Origin of the sequence: Pseudomonas sp. SCA2728.1_7, from assembly GCF_018138145.1 — a bacterium.
GTDB classification, from domain to species: domain Bacteria; phylum Pseudomonadota; class Gammaproteobacteria; order Pseudomonadales; family Pseudomonadaceae; genus Aquipseudomonas; species Aquipseudomonas koreensis_A.
In genome coordinates, this window is record NZ_CP073104.1 from 4,570,137 (window position 1) to 4,587,214 (window position 17,078).

The following is a 17,078-nucleotide window of genomic DNA, read 5'->3' on the forward strand; positions in this document are numbered from 1 at the left end:
GAACCGGTGGAGCGGGCCATTATACAGACCCTGCCGATCGCGTCTGACTGGAGTTCCCAATGCTGCGTGGCTTTTTGATGCTGGCTGCTTTTTTCGGTTTCACCGGAGTCGCTTTGGGCGCATTTGCCGCCCATGGCCTGAAAAATCGCCTGACACCCGAGTACCTGGCGATTTTCCACACCGGCGTGACCTATCAACTGGTGCACACCTTGGCGCTGTTTGGTGTGGCGCTGTTGGCCACGCAGATTCAGGGTCGGCTGGTTGCTTGGGCCGGCGTGTCGTTCACCGTCGGCATTCTGTTGTTCTCCGGCAGCCTGTACGTGCTGACCATGACCGGCATCAGCAAGCTCGGCATCATCACCCCGTTCGGTGGTCTGGCATTTCTGGCCGGATGGGTTTGCCTGGGGCTCGCCGCCTGGCGCTTGCAACCAACTGCTTGACGCTTGGTACTGACCTTTAGGTCATGATCGGGCTAGAATGCCAGCCCCTAAAAATGATGGCGGCGTTACGCATGCGCATTCAGTTGAACGGTGAATCCCTTGAACTGCCCGACGGCGAGACCGTTGCGGCCCTGATCACCCGTCTGGAGCTGACTGGACGCCGGGTGGCAGTCGAACTCAATCTGGATATCGTCCCGCGCAGCCAGCATGCCGACACCACCCTCAACGACGGCGACAACGTTGAAGTGGTGCACGCCATCGGCGGCGGCTGATCGCCCGGCCCGCAAGGGCACAGAATTCTGCAAGACCCTCACTCCTAAAGAGGATTTCCCATGAGCATCGTTCGTAGCGACAAGCCTTTTGTTCTGGCCGGTCGTACTTACCAGTCGCGTTTGCTGGTCGGTACCGGCAAGTACCGTGACATGGACGAAACCCGTCAGGCCATCGAAGCCTCGGGTGCCGAGATCGTCACCTTCGCCGTGCGCCGTACCAACCTGGGCCAGATCGAAGGCGAGACGAACCTGCTCGACGTGCTGTCGCCGGAGCGCTACACCTTCCTGCCGAACACCGCCGGTTGCTATGACGCCATCGAAGCTGTGCGCACCTGCCGCCTGGCCCGTGAGCTGCTCGATGGCCACAACCTGGTGAAGCTGGAAGTTCTGGCCGACCAGAAAACCCTGTTCCCGAACGTCATCGAAACCCTCAAGGCCGCCGAAACGCTGGTCAAAGAAGGTTTCGACGTGATGGTCTACACCAGCGATGACCCGATCATCGCCCGGCAACTGGCAGAAATCGGCTGCATCGCGGTGATGCCGCTGGCCGGTCTGATCGGTTCCGGTCTGGGGATCTGCAACCCGTACAACCTGCAGATCATCCTTGAAGAAGCCAAGATTCCTGTCTTGGTCGATGCCGGTGTCGGCACTGCGTCCGACGCGACCATCGCCATGGAACTGGGTTGCGATGCGGTGCTGATGAACTCGGCCATCGCCCACGCCCAGCAACCGGTGATGATGGCTGAAGCCATGAAACACGCCATCGTTGCAGGCCGCTTGGCCTACCTCGCTGGCCGTATGCCGAAAAAACTCTATGCCAGCGCCTCTTCGCCGCTGGATGGTCTGATCAAGTAAGAGCCATTGATGACTGAATCGAACGACACGCCTATCCAGACGGAAGAAGGCGACGAGCGCCAACACCGCCGCATCAAGAGTTTCGTGATGCGCGCCGGGCGCATGACCGAAGGCCAGCAACGCGGTCTGGATCAGGGCGCGCCGCTGTACGTGCTGCCGCTGGCCGACGCGCCGGTGGATTACGATCAGATTTTCGGCCGTTCAGCGCCGCGCTCGCTGGAGATCGGTTTCGGCATGGGCCACTCGCTGCTGGAAATGGCCGCGGCGGCGCCGGAGCAGGATTTCATCGGTGTTGAAGTTCACCGTCCGGGTGTTGGCGCGCTGCTCAATGGCGTGCTGACCCAAGGCCTGACCAACCTGCGGGTCTACGATTGCGATGCGATCGAAGTGCTCAACCGCTGCATCGCCGACAACAGCCTCGATCGCCTGATGCTGTTTTTCCCGGATCCGTGGCACAAGAGTCGTCACCACAAGCGTCGTATCGTTCAGGCCTCGTTCGCTGAACTGGTGCGCAGCAAGTTGAAGGTCGGCGGCATTCTGCACATGGCCACCGACTGGGAACCGTACGCCGAATACATGCTGGAAGTGATGAACGTCGCCCCGGGCTACCGCAACCTCGCCGAAGACGGCAAGTGCGTGCCACGCCCGACCGAACGCCCAATCACCAAGTTCGAACGCCGCGGCGAACGACTGGGCCATGGCGTGTGGGATCTGAAGTTCGAAAAACAGTCCTAAGCATCACGCAATACCCAATGTAGGAGTGAGCCTGCTCGCGATAGCGGTGGATCAGTCAGTACTTATGCCGACTGACACACCGCTATCGCGAGCAGGCTCACTCCTACAGTTGTTTTCGGTTTCGTCAGAAGTTACAGGGTGGAAATGAAGCGCACTGGCACTTGCTCTGTCAGCCAGACGCCATTTTCAGCCTGATAAAACTTGAAGCCTTGCTCCTGCATTTGCTGTGCGGCGACTTTCAGGATTACCACGGTTCCGTAGCGTTGCCCGACGGCTGAGGCGGTGGCGGATTCTTCCGATAGATGCACGTGGTGACGCGATCCCGGGATCAAGCCTTGCTGGCTGATAGAGTCCATGAAGCGCGTCGCCGTACCGTGATACAGCGTTTGCGGTGGCTGCTTTTCCTCCAGTTGAAGCGCTACGCTTTTCGTCGAATGGCCCTGAACGGCGCGAATGGACTGGCCGTCTTCCGAGATCGAAAAGCGTTTTTTGTCGCTGCTCGCTACGACGTTTTCAATCAGTGAGCGATCCAGGCTTCGACCATCACGCGCAGCGCCGCTGATCAGTGCTTCGATATCTGCCCAACCCTCCGAATCCAGCGTCAGCCCAATCGCCTGAGGCTCGTGGCGCAATACGTAGCTAAGAAATTTGCTCGTCTCATCCAGCAGTTTTTTACTCATGAGCTTCCCTGTCATTGCGATCAACTGTGGGAGCGAGCCTGCTCGCGAAAGCGATAGGTCATTCAGCAGTGATGTTGGCTGAAATGACGCCTTCGCGAGCAGGCTCGCTCCCACAGTCGTTTTGGGGTGTTTGCGGGATCAGCGACGATCGGCAACTACGCCGATCAGGACGAGAACCACCAGCAGCACCGGCGCCAGGCTGTAGTTGTTGAACTGGCTCAAACCCTTGATCACCCAAGGCGTGGCGTAGATCAGCGCCGCGCCGCTGCCGATCACGCACAGCAGCGACATCAGCGGTATGCGCAGGGCGCCGGCGATGCTGCCCAGGCGTTGCTCGACCCAGCCTTTGAAGTCGGCGCCGAACAGCACCAGCAGGCAGCCCACCAAGGCCAGGGCGATTTCCGAGAGGTTGCTGCGGCTCCAGCGGGAGACGGTGGCGAGCAGGTCGAGTATCAAATCCATGGGTTTTTCCTTGGGGCTGAAGTTGAGGGTTGGGCTCAGTTCAGAAATTGTTGCAGCAAGTCATTGAGAAACAGCTGTCCGCGCTCGGTGGCCGCCAGACGTGACGGTTCGACCTGCAACAGACCGCTTTGTTCTGCCGCGGCCCGGCCTTCAGCGAGGCTTTCCAGCGACAGACCAGTGCGCTCCGGATACAGGCGCGATTCGACGCCTGCGGTCAGGCGCAAGGCGTTCATCAGAAACTCGAACGGCATCTCGTCATTGGTCAGCGCTTTCTCGCCGGCCTGAAAGCTTTTTGCCGGGTTGAGATAGTCCTTCGGCAAACGGGTCTTCCAGGTACGCACGATGCGCCCGTCCGGGTGGCTGAGCTTGCCATGCGCACCCGCGCCGATGCCGATGAAGTCGCCAAAACTCCAGTAATTGAGGTTATGCCGCGCCGGGCGCCCGGCCTGTGCATAAGCCGACACTTCGTATTGCGCGTAACCGTGCTCGGCCAACAATGCCTGCCCGGCTTCCTGAATGTCCCACAGCGTGTCGTCTTCCGGCAGCACCGGCGGCTGGTTCCAGAACACCGTGTTCGGCTCCAGTGTCAGCTGATACCAGGAAATATGCGTCGGATTCAGTGCGATGGCCTGGCGCAGATCGCTCAAGGCATCGTCCAGCGACTGATCCGGCAAGCCATGCATCAAGTCGAGGTTGAAGTTATCGAACCCGGCCTGCCGCGCCATCCCGGCAGCACGCACCGCTTCGTCACCGTTGTGAATGCGGCCCAGCGCTTTGAGCTTTTCCTGCTGGAAGCTCTGGATGCCGATCGACAGGCGATTGATCCCCAGCTTGCGATACGCGACGAACTTCTCTTGCTCGAAGGTGCCCGGGTTGGCTTCCAGGGTAATTTCGATGTCGGCGGCAAACGGAATGCGCTGCTCGACGCCTTCCAGCAGTCGCCCAAGCGCTTCGGCGCTGAACAGGCTTGGCGTGCCGCCACCAAAGAAGATCGAGCTGATTTCACGCCCATAAACAGCGTGCAGGTCCTGATCGAGATCGGCCAGCAACGCGTCGACGTATTCCTGCTCCGGCAAAACCGGGCTGGCAGTGTGCGAGTTGAAATCGCAATACGGGCATTTGCGCACACACCATGGGATGTGGATGTACAGCGCCAAGGGCGGCAGCGTTGGCAACGGCGCCCGAGGCGAAGAAGCGGCGCCGCCGATAATCAGCGACGGCGCAGAAGAGTCACGGGTCATTTCAAGCCCAGACGCTGGCGCAGCAGATCCATTGCACGGGCGCGGTGGCTGATCTGGTTCTTGTCGGCCGGGCTCAGTTCGGCGCTGGACACCTCACGTTCCGGCACCCAAAACAGTGGGTCATAGCCGAAGCCGTGCTCGCCGCTGGCGGCGGTCAGAATCCGTCCGTGCCACAGGCCTTCGCAGAGGATCGGCAACGGATCATCGGCGTGACGCACCAGCGCCAGCACGCAAACGAATTGTGCGCCGCGCTCGGCTTCCGGTACATCCTTCAGCGCGTCGAGCAGTTTGGCGTTGTTCGCCGCATCGCCCTTGCCGTCGGCATAGCGCGCCGAATAGATGCCCGGCGCGCCGCCAAGGAAATCCACTGCCAGACCGGAATCGTCGGCCAGCGCCGGCAACCCGGAAATACGTGCGGCATTACGTGCCTTGAGAATAGCGTTCTCGACGAACGACAGGCCGGTTTCCTCCGGCTCGACCTTGCTCCACTCGCCAATCGAGCGCAGTTGCACCGAGTCGCCGAGCATGGCCTGGAGTTCTTTGAGTTTGCCGGCGTTATGGCTGGCCAGTACGAGCTGCTTGATGTTCATCATTCGCCGGGAAAGAGTTCTTGGTTGAAATTGATGGTGTTGATCTTGTCGCCGTTCTGCACCTTGATTTCAAAGGTGCGGGTTTCCTGCTGTTCCACCGGGTACTGGGCGATGTAGTAGATCGCACCTTGTTCGGTGATCTGGCGGAAATTCAGCGGCACGCTCTGGCTGGTCAGGTCTTTGACCGTGCCGGTGACGTTGGCGATCAGCGGTTTGCCGTCCTTGATCACCGAGACGTTGATCACGCCCTGATTCTTGCTGCGGATCAGCTCGGCGGCCTTGGCGATGTCCGGTTGCAGGAACGTCGAGTTGAAGGTGTTGTAGTGCACCGTGACGTCGCCAAAGGTTTCCTTGCGCTCACCCTTGATGACATCCGCCGCCAGAGCGCTGGCGCTCAGGCAGGCGGTCAATAACAACAACGCTAAACGACCCATGATCGTGCTCCTCGAAATGACGGGATTCAGACCGCGACTTTGTGGTCTGCAAGCTGCGGGCTGCTGACGCGGTAGATACCGATCTCACCTAACAGATTAGGCCATAGCTTACTGGCCCACCCGTGACGGTGCTGTTGATCCACGGCAAGCCGATCAATGACCTTCGCATCACGTTCGCGGCAAAGTTCTTCAAAGTCTTCGAAGGTGCAGAAGTGGATGTTCGGGGTGTTGTACCAGGTGTACGGCAGAAACTCGGAGACCGGCATGCGACCCTTGCTCGCCAGGTACCAGCGGCAGCGCCAGTGACCGAAGTTCGGGAAAGTGATGATGCATTGACGGCCGACGCGGAGCATTTCGTCGAGGATCTTGTCCGGGTAGTGCACGGCTTGCAGGGCCTGGGTCATGACGACGATGTCGAAACTGTTGCTGGCGAAGTTGCCCAGTCCCTTGTCCAGATCCTGCTCAATGACGTTGACGCCTTTGGCCACGCACTGGGCGATGTTGTCGGCGTCGTTTTCCAGGCCATAACCGGTGACATTCTTGTTGTCGCGCAGCCAGGTCAGCAACTCGCCGTCACCGCAACCGAGGTCGAGGACGCGGCTGCCGGCGGGGATCCATTCCTGGATGATTTCCAGATCAGCTCTCATGGCTTTCTCACAACGTGATGCGGTTCATGTAATTGCCGAACGCCTGCAAGTAGCGAGGGATCGGAATCAGAAAGGCGTCGTGGCCCTGCGGTGCGTCGATTTCCAGATAACTGACGTCTTTGCGCGCCGCCATCAGCGCGTCCACCAGTTCTCGCGAACGGGCCGGGGAGAAGCGCCAGTCGGTGGTGAACGACATCACGCAGAACCTGGCCGTGGCGTTCTCGAAGGTTTTCGCCAGGTTATCGTCGAAGTTCGCCGCCGGATCGAAGTAGTCCAGCGCTTTGGTCATCAACAGATAGGTGTTGGCGTCGAAGCGTCCGGAGAACTCTTCGCCCTGATAACGCAGGTAGCTTTCGACCTGGAACTCGACACTGTGGAAGTCGTAGTTGAGCTTTTCGCTCTTCAGGCCACGGCCGAATTTCTCGCCCATCGAATCGTCGGACAGGTAAGTGATGTGGCCAACCATCCGTGCCAGCATCAGGCCGCGCTTGGGGATCACGCCGGCTTCCTGGAACGAACCGCCGTGGAACTCCGGGTCGGTGAGGATCGCCTGACGTGCGACTTCGTTGAAGGCGATGTTCTGCGCCGACAGCTTCGGTGCCGAGGCGATGGCCAGGCAGTGCCGCACGCGATCCGGATAAGTGATGGTCCATTGCAGCGCCTGCATGCCGCCGAGGCTGCCGCCGATCACCGCCGCCCACTGGCCGATGCCGAGCAGGTCAGCGAGACGCGCCTGGCTGTGCACCCAGTCTTCCACGGTGAGCACCGGGAAGTCGGCGCCGAACGGTTTGCCGGTCTCCGGGTTGACGCTGCTCGGGCCGGTGGAACCGTTGCAGCCGCCGAGGTTGTTCAGGCTGACCACGAAGAATTTATTGGTGTCGATCGGCTTGCCGGGGCCGATGCAGCTGTCCCACCAACCGGGTTTACGGTCGTCGACGCTGTGATAGCCGGCCGCGTGATGATGGCCGGACAAGGCGTGGCAAATCAGTACGGCGTTGCTCGCTTGTACGTTCAGCGTGCCGTAGGTTTCGTAGATCAGGTCATAGGCGGCCAGCGAACGGCCACAGGCCAGCGCCAGCGGTTCGCTGAAGTGCGCGGTTTGCGGCGTCACCAGACCAACAGAATCGGGGGGAAAGGCAGTTGGCATCGACCCTGCTCTCGTTGAAATGAGGCGTAAGTCTAAAGACCGGGGGGGTTAGCGGCAAGCGGCCCTCACCCTAGCCCTCTCCCAGAGGTAGAGGGGACTGACCGAGGTGTTCTTTTGAGCTACGCCGACCTGATCTATCGAGTTGAACTCAGGTTTTGAAAACCACCCAAATCGGCTCCCTCTCCCGAAGGAAGAGGGGACTGACTGGGGTGGATGTTCGAGATACGCCGACGTGGGATATCGAGTCGAACTCAAGTTTTGAAAACCACCCAAATCGGCTCCCTCTCCCGGAGGAAGAGGGGACTGACCGGGGTGTTCTTTTGAGCTACGCCGACCTGATCTATCGAGTTGAACTCAGGTTTTGAAAACCACCCAAATCGGCTCCCTCTCCCGGAGGAAGAGGGGACTGACTGGGGTGGATGTTCGAGATACGCCGACGTGGGATATCGAGTCGAACTCAAGTTTTGAAAACACCATAGATCGGCTCCCTCTCCAGGGGGAGAGGGCTGGGGTGAGGGGCACAGACGCCGCAAAACTCAAGACAAGCGCCCAACCAACCCCGGCAAATCCGGCAACTTCTTCGGCGAACAAATCTTCACGCGCTTCTGCCGGTTCAACTCGCCGCTGAGCAAACTGACCTGGCTTTTGGACACCCCAAACGCCTTGGCCAGAAAGCCCATCAGATACGCATTGGCCTTGCCCTCGACCGGCGGCGCGGTCAGGCGGATCTTCAAACGATCGCCGTGCAGCCCGGCGAAGTCATCGCTGCGGGCTGCTGGTTGCAGGTGACACTCGAGGATCAAGTCGTCACCGTCCCATCGAAACCAGCTCACATCAGCAGACGGAGGATTTCCGGCATCATCGTCATCGCCGCCAGATTGTTGATCACCAGCATGTCGATCAGCTTCAGCGCGAGGAAGGCGAAGATCGGCGACAGGTCCAGGCCGCCGAGATTCGGCAGAAAGCGGCGGAACGGTGCCAGGGCCGGCTCGCAGATCTGGTTGACCAGTTCAGCGCCCGGGTTGTGGCTGCCCGGTGCAACCCACGACAGAATCACGCTAATGATCAAGGCGAAGAAGAAGATCTTCAGGAACAGCGCGGTCACCCCGATCAGCGACCAGATCACCAGTTGCAGCGGGTTACCGGTGGTGCCGTAAGTCAGCAGCAGGGTCAGCGCCATCAGCGCCAGTTGCACCAGAATCGCCAGCACCAGCGACGACATGTCCAGACCGAACATGCTCGGAATGATCCGGCGCAGTGGTTTGAGCAGTGGCTGGGTCGCTTTGACGATGAACTGGCACAGCGGGTTGTAGAAGTTCGCCCGTACCAGTTGCAGCACGAAGCGCAGCAGCACGATCAGCAAATACAGACTGCCGAGGGTTTGCAGCACGTAAACCGCTGCAGTGTTCAATCCAATCATGTAAGGCTCCTTATTTGCCCAGTTGTTCGGCCATTTCGGCCGAGCGGTGCGCGGCGGCGCCGAGTGCGGTTTCGACCAGGGCTTCGAAGCCATTGGCCTGGAATGATTTGATCGCGGCTTCGGTTGTGCCGTTTGGCGAGGTCACACGGCGCCGTAGTTCGGCAGCGTCAACGTCGCTGGAGACGGCCATATGCGCGGCGCCCAGTGCGGTCTGCAGGGTCAGTTGTTCTGCGATGTCTTTCGGCAGGCCGAGTTTGACGCCGGCGGCGGTCATGGCTTCGATCAGCAGGAAGAAGTACGCCGGGCCGGAGCCGGACACAGCGGTCACGGCGTCGAGTTGTTGTTCTTCTTTCAGCCACAGGGCGATACCGACGGCGGACAGCAGCTCTTCAGCTTGCTGACGTTGCTCGGCGGTCACTTCGCTGGTCGCGTACAAACCGCTGACGCCTTGGCGCAGCAGCGCCGGGGTGTTTGGCATGCAGCGCACGATCGGCTGCTCGCCAAGCCACGCGGTCATGCTCGCGCAAGTGATGCCAGCGGCAATCGACACCACTAGTTGATTGGGTGTCAGGCTCGGGCGAATCGCCTCGCACACAGCCTTCATGGCTTGCGGCTTGACCGCCAGCACGATCACATCGACGCCGTCGATGGCTTGGGCGTTGTCGGCAAACGTTTCGATGCCGTGCTCGGCGCTGACCTTGGCGCGAGTTTCTTCACCCGGGTCGCTGGCACGGATGTGTGCAGCTTCCAGACCTTTGGCGCGCAGGCCGCCGATCAGACTGGCCGCCATGTTGCCCGCACCGATAAACGCAATACGTGTGTTGCTCATGTGTGGTCCTTATCTGGAAACGTTCAAGATTGGGAATAGTCGCGGGCGCCAAACAGGGCCGTACCGATACGAACCCAAGTGGCGCCTTGGGCGATGGCCGACTCGAGGTCGTGGCTCATGCCCATGGAAAGTGTGTCGAGCGGCAGATCTAGGCTCGCTTGCAGCTTCTGCACGGCGGCGAACGCCGCGTCTTGCTCGGCGCGATCTTCAGTCGGCTCGGGAATTGCCATCAGCCCACGCAGTTTCAACCGGGGCAGGCCGTTGATAGCCTCGGCCAATGCCGGCAGGTCAGCCGGAGTGCAGCCGGATTTACTGGCTTCGCCGCTGACGTTGACCTGAATGCAGATGTTCAGCGGCGGCAGTTCAGCCGGGCGCTGTTCGGACAGGCGTTGAGCGATTTTCAGGCGATCCACGGAATGCACCCAGTCGAAATGCTCGGCGATGGCGCGAGTCTTGTTCGATTGAATGGGGCCGATGAAGTGCCAGATCAAGGGCAGATCCGCCAGTTCGAGCTGTTTGCCCAAGGCTTCCTGCAGGTAGTTCTCGCCAAAGTCACGCAGGCCGGCGGCATACGCTTCGCGCAGGGCTGCGGCGGGTTTGGTCTTGCTCACGGCGAGCAACTGGACGCTGTTTTCAGGACGGTGTGCGGCTTGGGTCGCGGTCTGGATGCGCGAACCAACCTGGAGAATGTTGTCTGCTATCGTGGACATCAAGAGGCGCCGGCGGTCTGAAGGTTCGCGGCATTCTACTGGAATTGAGGAGCGCTATGGATATCACTGAACTGCTGGCCTTCAGCGCCAAACAAGGCGCTTCCGACCTGCACCTGTCGGCCGGTCTGCCGCCGATGATCCGTGTCGATGGCGATGTGCGGCGGATCAATCTGCCGGCGCTGGATCACAAGCAAGTGCATGAGCTGATCTACGACATCATGAACGACACCCAGCGGGTCGACTTCGAGAAACATCTGGAAACCGACTTTTCCTTTGAAGTGCCGGGTGTGGCGCGTTTCCGGGTTAACGCCTTTAACCAGAACCGTGGCGCCGGCGCCGTATTCCGTACCATTCCGTCGAAAGTGCTGAGCATGGAAGACCTCGCCATGGGCGACGTCTTCCGCAAGATCACCGATGCGCCGCGCGGGCTGGTGCTGGTCACCGGGCCGACCGGTTCCGGCAAGTCGACCACGCTGGCGGCGATGATCGATTACCTCAACACCCACCGTCATCACCATATCCTGACCATTGAAGACCCGATCGAATTCGTTCACGAATCGCGCAAATGCCTGATCAATCAACGCGAAGTCCATCGTGATACCCGCAGTTTCGCCACGGCTTTGCGTTCGGCGTTGCGTGAAGACCCGGACGTGATTCTGGTCGGCGAGATGCGTGACCTGGAAACCATTCGCCTGGCGCTGACCGCAGCCGAAACCGGGCATCTGGTGTTCGGCACGCTGCACACCACCTCAGCGGCGAAAACCATCGACCGGGTGGTCGACGTGTTCCCCGGTGACGAGAAGTCGATGGTGCGCTCGATGCTGTCGGAGTCGTTGCTGGCGGTGGTCTCGCAGACGCTGATCAAGAAGATCGGCGGCGGGCGGGTGGCGGCGCACGAGATCATGCTGGGCACGTCGGCGATCCGTAACCTGATCCGTGAGGACAAGGTCGCGCAGATGTATTCGGCGATTCAGACCGGTGGGTCGTTGGGCATGCAGACACTGGACATGTGCCTGAAGGATCTGGTGGCCAAGGGCTTGATCAGCCGCGAGCATGCGCGGGAGAAGGCGCGTACGCCGGATAACTTTTGAGGGGGGGGTGTGTCGCTATTACCGGCCTCTTCGCGAGCAGGCTCGCTCCCACATGGAAATGCATTCCAATGTGGGAGCGAGCCTGCTCGCGAAGGGGCCAGTACTGCTTGAGCAGATTCCGGATCAGTCAGCTCAGCGCTGAACCACGCGCATCTGGCTCTGTTCTTTCGGCAACACACGCTTGGCCACTACGTAATGCTGCTGCCAGTACGGCTTGTTCAGCGTATCGATGCTCACCGCTTTGCCACGACGAGGCGCGTGGATGAAGCGGTCGTTGCCCAGGTAGATGGCAACGTGGTTGACCCGACGGCTCTTGATGTTGAAGAAAATCAGATCGCCCGGCTTCAGATCCTTGCGTTCGACTTTCTCGCCGTGACCGCTGGCCATGGCGTTCGAGGTGCGTGGCAGGTCGAACGTGGCGTCGTTGAACGCGTATTTCACCAGACCGCTGCAATCGAAACCTTTACTTGGGCTGCTGCCGCCCCAACGATAAGGTGTACCGAGGACGTTTACCGCACGGCTCAGCACGTTGCTGCTTTCCTTGCTCGCCATCGGTGGCACCAGCTTGCTGTGGCTCTTGCTGCTCAGCGTGGTGGTTTTGCTTTTGCTGCTTTTGCTCGATGGAGCCGAAGCATGGGATTTAGGGGTAAAGCCGTTAACGTTAGGAAGACGTTGCTCACGATTGGTGGCGTGGGCGGCCAGTGGCATTAATAGGCAGATGGTCAGCCATGTCTTGAAAAATGGTCGCATTAGGCGTGGCTCTTCAGTGATAGCGCGCAACTTTATAACAGAGTTTTTTTTCATTCCGAGTCCGTTGGTCGATTCAGTTGGCGGCCAACGGAACCAAATAAGCGGCAAATGGACGCAATTGTCGGACAGAAGTCAGGTGCTATAAGGCTTTGACGGTAGCAACGGTAACATTTGCCGTACGTCGGCTACCTGTAAAAAAGTCACAAAGAATTCAAGAATATTTATCTATCGCGTGAATCGAGGTCTTCATGAACCCCTATCAACAAGTTGTTCAGCAGCAAGATACGCACAGCAAAATCATCGGCTATCTGCTGTGGATTTTCGGTTTTACCGGCGCCCACCGTTTCTACTACGGTAAACCGGTGACCGGGACGATCTGGTTCTTCACCTTCGGTTTGCTCGGCATTGGCTGGCTGATCGACCTGTTTCTGATCCCGGCAATGGATCGCGAAGCGGATCTGCGTTTTACCGCCGGGCCGATCGAGTACAACGTGGCGTGGATTCTGCTGACGTTCCTCGGAGCATTGGGCGTGCACCGGATGTATCAGGGCAAGTGGATCAGCGGCCTGATCTATCTGCTGACGGGCGGGTTGTTCTTTCTGGGTGTGCTGTATGACTTCTGGACGCTGAATGATCAGGTGTCGGTGCGTAACGCCGAAGGCAGAGGCGCCTTCCAGTAAGTCTTCGCGAGCAGACTCGCTCCCACACTGGATCTGTGAACAACACAAATCCCCTGTAGGAGTGAGCCTGCTCGCGATCGGCTCAACCCGTTATCAAGCCTGGTGGCTGATCCGCCCATCCACCAGCGTGTAGCGAACCACACCCGGCAAAGTGTGCCCAATGAACGGGCAGTTCTCACCCTTCGACAACCAGTTCTCACCAGCCACCGTCGATGCCTGCGGATCGAACAGCACGATATCCGCCGCACCACCCACCGCCAGTTTGCCAGCCGGTAGACGCAGCGCTTCAGCCGGGCCAGCGCTCAGGCGCGCCAGCAAGGTCGGCAAATCAAGCAACCCATCCTCCACCAGCGTCATCGCCAATGGCAGCAACAGCTCAACACTGCTGATGCCCGGCTCGGTCGCGCCGAACGGTGCCAGTTTGGCGTCACGTTCGTGCGGCTGGTGATGGCTGGAGATCGCCGAGACCACACCGGACTTCACCGCTGCACGTAAACCATCGCGGTCAGCACGCGTACGCAGCGGTGGTTGCACGTGATACAGGCTGCTGAAGTCGATCAGCGCTTCGTCGGTCAGAATCAGCTGATACAGCGCGACATCCGCCGTCACTTTCAAACCACGCGCCTGCGCCTGAGCGATCAGGGCAACGCCGCGAGCGCTGGTCAACTGGCTGAAGTGCGCACGCACGCCAGTCTGCTCGACCAGCAACAGATCCCGGGCCAAGGCCACGGTCTCAGCGGTTTCCGGAATCCCCGGCAGACCGAGGAAACTGGCCACCGCGCCTTCATGAGCCAAACCACCTTCGGCCAGATCGTGATCCTGCGAATTGAAAATCACCGTCAGGTCGAAAGTCGCCGCATATTCCAGCGCCCGGCACAGGGTGCGGGTGTTGCGGAAGCTTTCGAGACCGTTGCCGAACGCCACACAACCGGCGTCGCGCAGCGCAACCAGCTCAGCCAGTTGCTCGCCATCCAGACCTTTGCTCAGCGCGCCAATCGGGAAGACTTTGGTGTTGCCGGCCTCACGAGCGCGATCAAGGATCAGCTCAGCCACAGCGGAGGTGTCGAGCACCGGTTTGGTTTTCGGCGGGCAGCACAGGCTGGTCACACCGCCGGCAGCCGCGGCGCGGGTTTCGCTGATGATCGAGCCTTTGCGGCTGTAACCCGGCTCGCGCAGGGCTACGTTCAGATCAACGAGGCCCGGAGCGGCAACGAGGCCTTGGGCATCAATGGTTTCAACTGCCGTGAAACCCGCTGGGGCCGCGCCGAGGGCGACGATCTTGCAGGCTTCAACGTGAATGTCGGTGATTTGATCCAGGCCGCTGCTTGGATCGATGACGCGTGCGCCGAGAATGCTGAGCTTCACTGGGCGTTCTCCTGCTCGAATTGGCGCTGGGCCGTTTGCCCGCTCATGGCCATGGACAGCACGGCCATACGAATGGCAATGCCGTAGGTCACCTGATTGAGGATCACCGAGTGCGGGCCGTCGGCCACTGCTGACTCGATCTCCACCCCCCGGTTGATCGGCCCCGGGTGCATGACGATGCAATCGGGTTTGGCCCCGGCCAGGCGCGCGGTGGTCAGGCCGAACAGGCGGTAGAACTCGCCTTCGCTCGGCAGCAGGCCGCCGGTCATGCGTTCACGCTGCAGGCGCAGCATGATCACCACGTCGACGTCTTTCAGGCCTTCGGTCATGTCGGTGTAAACCTTCACGCCGTATTGCTCGATGCCGATCGGCAGCAGGGTTTTCGGCGCGATCACGCGGATGTCCGGGCAACCGAGGGTTTTCAGCGCAAGCATGTTCGAGCGCGCCACCCGCGAGTGCAGGATGTCGCCGACGATGGCCACCGAGAGGTTTTCAAAGCCGCCCTTGTGCCGACGGATGGTGAGCATGTCGAGCATGCCCTGCGTCGGGTGCGCGTGACGGCCGTCGCCGCCGTTGATGATCGCCACTTGCGGGCAAACATGCTCGGCGATGAAGTGCGCGGCACCGGAATCACCGTGGCGTACGACGAACATGTCGGCGGCCATGGCTTCGAGGTTGCGCAAGGTGTCGAGCAGCGTTTCGCCCTTGCTGGCCGACGAGGTCGACACGTTCAGGGTGATCACGTCTGCCGACAGTCGCTGGGCGGCCAGTTCGAAGGTGGTGCGGGTGCGCGTGGAGTTTTCGAAGAACACGTTGCACACGGTCTTGCCGCGCAGCAACGGGACTTTCTTCACCGCCCGGGCACCGACTTCGAGGAACGAGTCGGCAGTGTCGAGGATTTCCGTCAGCAACTCGCGGCGCAGGCCGTCGAGCGAGAGGAAGTGGCGCAGCTGGCCCTGATCATTGAGCTGCAGCGGGCGCTTGGTATCTAGAGGCGTCATCGCGAAGGGGACTCTCAATAGGGCGGATTAAAGGTTGAAGTCTTGCAGTTCCAGCGTCAGCGGCTCGGGGCCGGACAGCTTGACCCGTTCGTGAGCGGCCAGCGACAGCGTCGCGCCCACCACATTCGGGCGGATTGGCAGCTCGCCGGCGTCCAGATCGAGCAGGCAGACCAGGGTCACGCTGGCCGGGCGGCCGTAGTCGAACAATTCGTTCATGGCGGCGCGGATGGTGCGGCCGCTCATCAGTACGTCGTCGATCAGCACCAGATGCTGGCCTTCGATTTCGAAGGGCAGGGCGGACGGGCGCACTTGCGGGTGCAGGCCGTTCTGGCTGAAGTCGTCGCGGTAGAAAGACACGTCGAGCGTGCCCAGTGGCGCGTCGCTGCCCAGTTCCTTGAGCAAGGCCTGCGCGACCCAGATGCCGCCAGTGCGAATGCCGATGTAACGCGGTTCAGTGATGTCACGCTGGGCAAGGTGCGCCTTGAGGCGGGTCGCCATCTGGCTGATCAGATCGGCGGGATTTGGCAGGCTCATGGTTGCTCCTTGTTGGGGGCGAGTCAGGTCCTTGGACGCAACTCGGTTTTTCACTCAAAAGAAAAGCGCCGAAGCGCTTGTCAGGATTCAAACAATGCAGTGTTTTCATCGAGCCAGCCCTGCAACAGCAGAGCGGCGGCGATGGCGTCCACCGGGTTGTCGCGGTAACTGCCCTTTTGGCCGCCACGCACCAGACGCTCGCCTTTGGCCTCGAAGGTGGTCAGGCGTTCGTCGTGGGTATAGAAGGGCACATTGAAGCGGCCATTGAGGCGGCGGGCGAATTTCTCTGCGCGCAGGCACATTTCGCTCGGCGTGCCGTCCATGTTCAGCGGCAGGCCGACGACCACGGCGTCGGGCTTCCATTCCTTTATAAGGGCTTCGACCTGGTTCCAGTCGGGAACGCCGTTCTGTGCCTTCAAGGTGCACAGCTCGCGGGCCTGGCCGGTAATCACCTGGCCGACCGCGACGCCGATCTGTTTGGTGCCGTAGTCGAAGCCGAGAATCAGGCGCAGGGCCATCAGGCGTGACCTGCCTGGCTGGTCAGCAGGCTGAGGTTGATCCCCAAGTGCCTGGCCGCTGCTTCGAGGCGCAGTTCGCTGCTGGTGTTGAACAGGATGTCGGCGTCGTATGGGCAGTTCAGCCAGGCGTTGTCCGCCAACTCGGCTTCCAGTTGCCCGGCTTCCCAACCGGCGTAACCGAGGGCAATCAGGCTTTTCGCCGGGCCGACGCCGTCCGCGATGGCGAACAGCACGTCCTGCGAGGTCGACAGGGCCAGATCGCCGTCCAGTTGCGCGGTGGCCTGAAAGGTCTTGCCCGCCGGGTGCAACACGAAACCGCGATCGGTCTGCACCGGGCCGCCGATAAAGATCGGTACGTGTTGGCACAGTGCTGGCGGGTCGATGTCCGGGCGCAGCTGCTCAAGGATGTCGGCCAGATTCAGCTCTTGCGGTCGATTGACCACAATCCCCATAGCGCCATTGGCCGTGTGCTCGACGATGTAGGTCAAGGTGTGGGCAAAGTTCGGGTCGGCCATGTGAGGCATGGCGATCAGGAATTGATGCTTGAGGTAGCTGGGGCTGACGTTTTTCATGTGCGCTAGTGTGGCGTTCGGGGGGCGAACTGACAAGCTGGAGATGCTGACAACAACACAGATCCATTGTAGGAGTGAGCCTGCTCGCGATAGCGGTGTGCCAGA

At 60.4% G+C, this 17,078-nt stretch carries 23 protein-coding genes; 6 read left to right on the top strand and 17 right to left on the bottom strand.

From position 1 onward, the window contains the following. Positions 1-59: 59 nt before the first annotated feature. The 4 genes from KBP52_RS20360 (at position 60) to trmB (ending at position 2,302) form a co-directional block, all read left to right on the top strand. Complete coding sequence (locus KBP52_RS20360) at positions 60-440, top strand: DUF423 domain-containing protein (protein ID WP_077574908.1); 381 nt, start codon at positions 60-62, stop codon at positions 438-440. 71 nt (positions 441-511) lie between these two features. After that, positions 512-712: a sulfur carrier protein ThiS gene (thiS, locus tag KBP52_RS20365; RefSeq protein ID WP_122604433.1), complete on the top strand. Its 201-nt coding sequence runs from the start codon at positions 512-514 to the stop codon at positions 710-712. Between the two features lie 60 nt (positions 713-772). Beyond that, complete coding sequence (locus KBP52_RS20370) at positions 773-1,567, top strand: thiazole synthase (RefSeq protein ID WP_212620844.1); 795 nt, start codon at positions 773-775, stop codon at positions 1,565-1,567. Between the two features lie 9 nt (positions 1,568-1,576). Further along, a complete protein-coding gene (gene trmB / locus KBP52_RS20375; RefSeq protein ID WP_212620845.1) occupies positions 1,577-2,302 on the top strand; it encodes a tRNA (guanosine(46)-N7)-methyltransferase TrmB in 726 nt (241 codons plus the stop codon). A 131-nt stretch (positions 2,303-2,433) separates the two neighbouring features. Here the strand turns inward: trmB and KBP52_RS20380 are convergent, their stop codons facing one another. The 11 genes from KBP52_RS20380 to KBP52_RS20430 all read right to left on the bottom strand — a co-directional run bounded on the left by KBP52_RS20380 (position 2,434) and on the right by KBP52_RS20430 (position 10,462). Continuing rightward, positions 2,434-2,982, bottom strand: a complete 549-nt coding sequence (locus KBP52_RS20380) for an RNA 2'-phosphotransferase (protein ID WP_123593594.1) — start codon at positions 2,980-2,982, stop codon at positions 2,434-2,436. A gap of 138 nt (positions 2,983-3,120) precedes the next feature. Next, positions 3,121-3,444: a DUF3392 domain-containing protein gene (locus KBP52_RS20385; RefSeq protein ID WP_034153666.1), complete on the bottom strand. Its 324-nt coding sequence runs from the start codon at positions 3,442-3,444 to the stop codon at positions 3,121-3,123. Positions 3,445-3,479: 35 nt separating this feature from the next. After that, on the bottom strand, positions 3,480-4,685 hold the full coding sequence (hemW, locus tag KBP52_RS20390) for a radical SAM family heme chaperone HemW (RefSeq protein ID WP_249122200.1): 1,206 nt from the start codon (positions 4,683-4,685) through the stop codon (positions 3,480-3,482). Next, on the bottom strand, positions 4,682-5,278 hold the full coding sequence (gene rdgB, locus KBP52_RS20395) for an RdgB/HAM1 family non-canonical purine NTP pyrophosphatase (protein ID WP_077574903.1): 597 nt from the start codon (positions 5,276-5,278) through the stop codon (positions 4,682-4,684). The genes hemW and rdgB overlap by 4 nt, the downstream gene beginning before the upstream one ends. Continuing rightward, positions 5,275-5,709, bottom strand: a complete 435-nt coding sequence (locus KBP52_RS20400) for a DUF4426 domain-containing protein (RefSeq protein ID WP_123593597.1) — start codon at positions 5,707-5,709, stop codon at positions 5,275-5,277. The genes rdgB and KBP52_RS20400 overlap by 4 nt, the downstream gene beginning before the upstream one ends. 26 nt (positions 5,710-5,735) lie before the next feature. Beyond that, positions 5,736-6,356: a methionine biosynthesis protein MetW gene (gene metW, locus KBP52_RS20405; RefSeq protein WP_007913638.1), complete on the bottom strand. Its 621-nt coding sequence runs from the start codon at positions 6,354-6,356 to the stop codon at positions 5,736-5,738. Between the two features lie 7 nt (positions 6,357-6,363). Further along, positions 6,364-7,503 carry a homoserine O-acetyltransferase gene (locus KBP52_RS20410; protein ID WP_212620846.1) on the bottom strand — a complete coding sequence of 380 codons (1,140 nt, stop codon included), beginning with the start codon at positions 7,501-7,503 and terminating at the stop codon, positions 6,364-6,366. A 536-nt stretch (positions 7,504-8,039) separates the two neighbouring features. Beyond that, positions 8,040-8,336 (bottom strand): DUF167 domain-containing protein, encoded by a 297-nt coding sequence (locus KBP52_RS20415; protein WP_007913642.1) that lies wholly within the window; start codon positions 8,334-8,336, stop codon positions 8,040-8,042. Then, positions 8,333-8,923: a YggT family protein gene (locus KBP52_RS20420; RefSeq protein ID WP_127930110.1), complete on the bottom strand. Its 591-nt coding sequence runs from the start codon at positions 8,921-8,923 to the stop codon at positions 8,333-8,335. The genes KBP52_RS20415 and KBP52_RS20420 overlap by 4 nt, the downstream gene beginning before the upstream one ends. Before the next feature lie 10 nt (positions 8,924-8,933). Then, positions 8,934-9,752, bottom strand: coding sequence for a pyrroline-5-carboxylate reductase (gene proC / locus KBP52_RS20425; protein WP_116028404.1), 819 nt, complete (start codon positions 9,750-9,752; stop codon positions 8,934-8,936). A 23-nt stretch (positions 9,753-9,775) separates the two neighbouring features. Next, on the bottom strand, positions 9,776-10,462 hold the full coding sequence (locus tag KBP52_RS20430) for a YggS family pyridoxal phosphate-dependent enzyme (RefSeq protein WP_212620847.1): 687 nt from the start codon (positions 10,460-10,462) through the stop codon (positions 9,776-9,778). 56 nt (positions 10,463-10,518) lie between these two features. Here KBP52_RS20430 and KBP52_RS20435 point away from each other — a divergent pair, with 56 nt between their 5' ends. Then, positions 10,519-11,553 carry a type IV pilus twitching motility protein PilT gene (locus KBP52_RS20435; protein WP_007913646.1) on the top strand — a complete coding sequence of 345 codons (1,035 nt, stop codon included), beginning with the start codon at positions 10,519-10,521 and terminating at the stop codon, positions 11,551-11,553. A gap of 132 nt (positions 11,554-11,685) precedes the next feature. Here the strand turns inward: KBP52_RS20435 and KBP52_RS20440 are convergent, their stop codons facing one another. Next, the gene (locus KBP52_RS20440) at positions 11,686-12,303 is read right to left on the bottom strand and encodes a C40 family peptidase (RefSeq protein ID WP_016985978.1); all 618 of its coding nucleotides are present in this window, start codon (positions 12,301-12,303) and stop codon (positions 11,686-11,688) included. A gap of 248 nt (positions 12,304-12,551) precedes the next feature. On the opposite strand from KBP52_RS20440, the gene KBP52_RS20445 reads away from it, so the two are divergent. Continuing rightward, positions 12,552-12,983 (top strand): TM2 domain-containing protein, encoded by a 432-nt coding sequence (locus tag KBP52_RS20445; RefSeq protein WP_038358817.1) that lies wholly within the window; start codon positions 12,552-12,554, stop codon positions 12,981-12,983. A 93-nt stretch (positions 12,984-13,076) separates the two neighbouring features. On the opposite strand, the gene KBP52_RS20450 is transcribed toward KBP52_RS20445, so the two are convergent. The 5 genes from KBP52_RS20450 to KBP52_RS20470 all read right to left on the bottom strand — a co-directional run bounded on the left by KBP52_RS20450 (position 13,077) and on the right by KBP52_RS20470 (position 16,973). After that, positions 13,077-14,348 carry a dihydroorotase gene (locus tag KBP52_RS20450; protein WP_116028402.1) on the bottom strand — a complete coding sequence of 424 codons (1,272 nt, stop codon included), beginning with the start codon at positions 14,346-14,348 and terminating at the stop codon, positions 13,077-13,079. Continuing rightward, complete coding sequence (locus tag KBP52_RS20455; RefSeq protein ID WP_007913665.1) at positions 14,345-15,349, bottom strand: aspartate carbamoyltransferase catalytic subunit; 1,005 nt, start codon at positions 15,347-15,349, stop codon at positions 14,345-14,347. Before KBP52_RS20455 ends, KBP52_RS20450 begins: the two co-directional genes overlap by 4 nt. Before the next feature lie 27 nt (positions 15,350-15,376). After that, positions 15,377-15,883 (bottom strand): bifunctional pyr operon transcriptional regulator/uracil phosphoribosyltransferase PyrR, encoded by a 507-nt coding sequence (pyrR, locus tag KBP52_RS20460; protein WP_064116261.1) that lies wholly within the window; start codon positions 15,881-15,883, stop codon positions 15,377-15,379. Between the two features lie 80 nt (positions 15,884-15,963). After that, on the bottom strand, positions 15,964-16,401 hold the full coding sequence (gene ruvX / locus KBP52_RS20465; RefSeq protein ID WP_008077844.1) for a Holliday junction resolvase RuvX: 438 nt from the start codon (positions 16,399-16,401) through the stop codon (positions 15,964-15,966). Beyond that, positions 16,401-16,973 carry a YqgE/AlgH family protein gene (locus tag KBP52_RS20470; RefSeq protein ID WP_016985971.1) on the bottom strand — a complete coding sequence of 191 codons (573 nt, stop codon included), beginning with the start codon at positions 16,971-16,973 and terminating at the stop codon, positions 16,401-16,403. The genes ruvX and KBP52_RS20470 overlap by 1 nt, the downstream gene beginning before the upstream one ends. Between the last annotated feature and the right edge of the window lie 105 nt (positions 16,974-17,078).

Coding starts and splice junctions, on each gene's coding strand:
- KBP52_RS20360 (WP_077574908.1), top strand. CDS start 60: ATGCTGCGTGGCTTTTTGATGCTGGCTGCTTTTTTCGGTTTCACCGGA.
- thiS (WP_122604433.1), top strand. CDS start 512: ATGCGCATTCAGTTGAACGGTGAATCCCTTGAACTGCCCGACGGCGAG.
- KBP52_RS20370 (WP_212620844.1), top strand. CDS start 773: ATGAGCATCGTTCGTAGCGACAAGCCTTTTGTTCTGGCCGGTCGTACT.
- trmB (WP_212620845.1), top strand. CDS start 1,577: ATGACTGAATCGAACGACACGCCTATCCAGACGGAAGAAGGCGACGAG.
- KBP52_RS20380 (WP_123593594.1), bottom strand. CDS start 2,982: ATGAGTAAAAAACTGCTGGATGAGACGAGCAAATTTCTTAGCTACGTA.
- KBP52_RS20385 (WP_034153666.1), bottom strand. CDS start 3,444: ATGGATTTGATACTCGACCTGCTCGCCACCGTCTCCCGCTGGAGCCGC.
- hemW (WP_249122200.1), bottom strand. CDS start 4,685: ATGACCCGTGACTCTTCTGCGCCGTCGCTGATTATCGGCGGCGCCGCT.
- rdgB (WP_077574903.1), bottom strand. CDS start 5,278: ATGATGAACATCAAGCAGCTCGTACTGGCCAGCCATAACGCCGGCAAA.
- KBP52_RS20400 (WP_123593597.1), bottom strand. CDS start 5,709: ATGGGTCGTTTAGCGTTGTTGTTATTGACCGCCTGCCTGAGCGCCAGC.
- metW (WP_007913638.1), bottom strand. CDS start 6,356: ATGAGAGCTGATCTGGAAATCATCCAGGAATGGATCCCCGCCGGCAGC.
- KBP52_RS20410 (WP_212620846.1), bottom strand. CDS start 7,503: ATGCCAACTGCCTTTCCCCCCGATTCTGTTGGTCTGGTGACGCCGCAA.
- KBP52_RS20420 (WP_127930110.1), bottom strand. CDS start 8,923: ATGATTGGATTGAACACTGCAGCGGTTTACGTGCTGCAAACCCTCGGC.
- proC (WP_116028404.1), bottom strand. CDS start 9,752: ATGAGCAACACACGTATTGCGTTTATCGGTGCGGGCAACATGGCGGCC.
- KBP52_RS20430 (WP_212620847.1), bottom strand. CDS start 10,462: ATGTCCACGATAGCAGACAACATTCTCCAGGTTGGTTCGCGCATCCAG.
- KBP52_RS20435 (WP_007913646.1), top strand. CDS start 10,519: ATGGATATCACTGAACTGCTGGCCTTCAGCGCCAAACAAGGCGCTTCC.
- KBP52_RS20440 (WP_016985978.1), bottom strand. CDS start 12,303: ATGCGACCATTTTTCAAGACATGGCTGACCATCTGCCTATTAATGCCA.
- KBP52_RS20445 (WP_038358817.1), top strand. CDS start 12,552: ATGAACCCCTATCAACAAGTTGTTCAGCAGCAAGATACGCACAGCAAA.
- KBP52_RS20455 (WP_007913665.1), bottom strand. CDS start 15,349: ATGACGCCTCTAGATACCAAGCGCCCGCTGCAGCTCAATGATCAGGGC.
- pyrR (WP_064116261.1), bottom strand. CDS start 15,883: ATGAGCCTGCCAAATCCCGCCGATCTGATCAGCCAGATGGCGACCCGC.
- ruvX (WP_008077844.1), bottom strand. CDS start 16,401: ATGGCCCTGCGCCTGATTCTCGGCTTCGACTACGGCACCAAACAGATC.
- KBP52_RS20470 (WP_016985971.1), bottom strand. CDS start 16,973: ATGAAAAACGTCAGCCCCAGCTACCTCAAGCATCAATTCCTGATCGCC.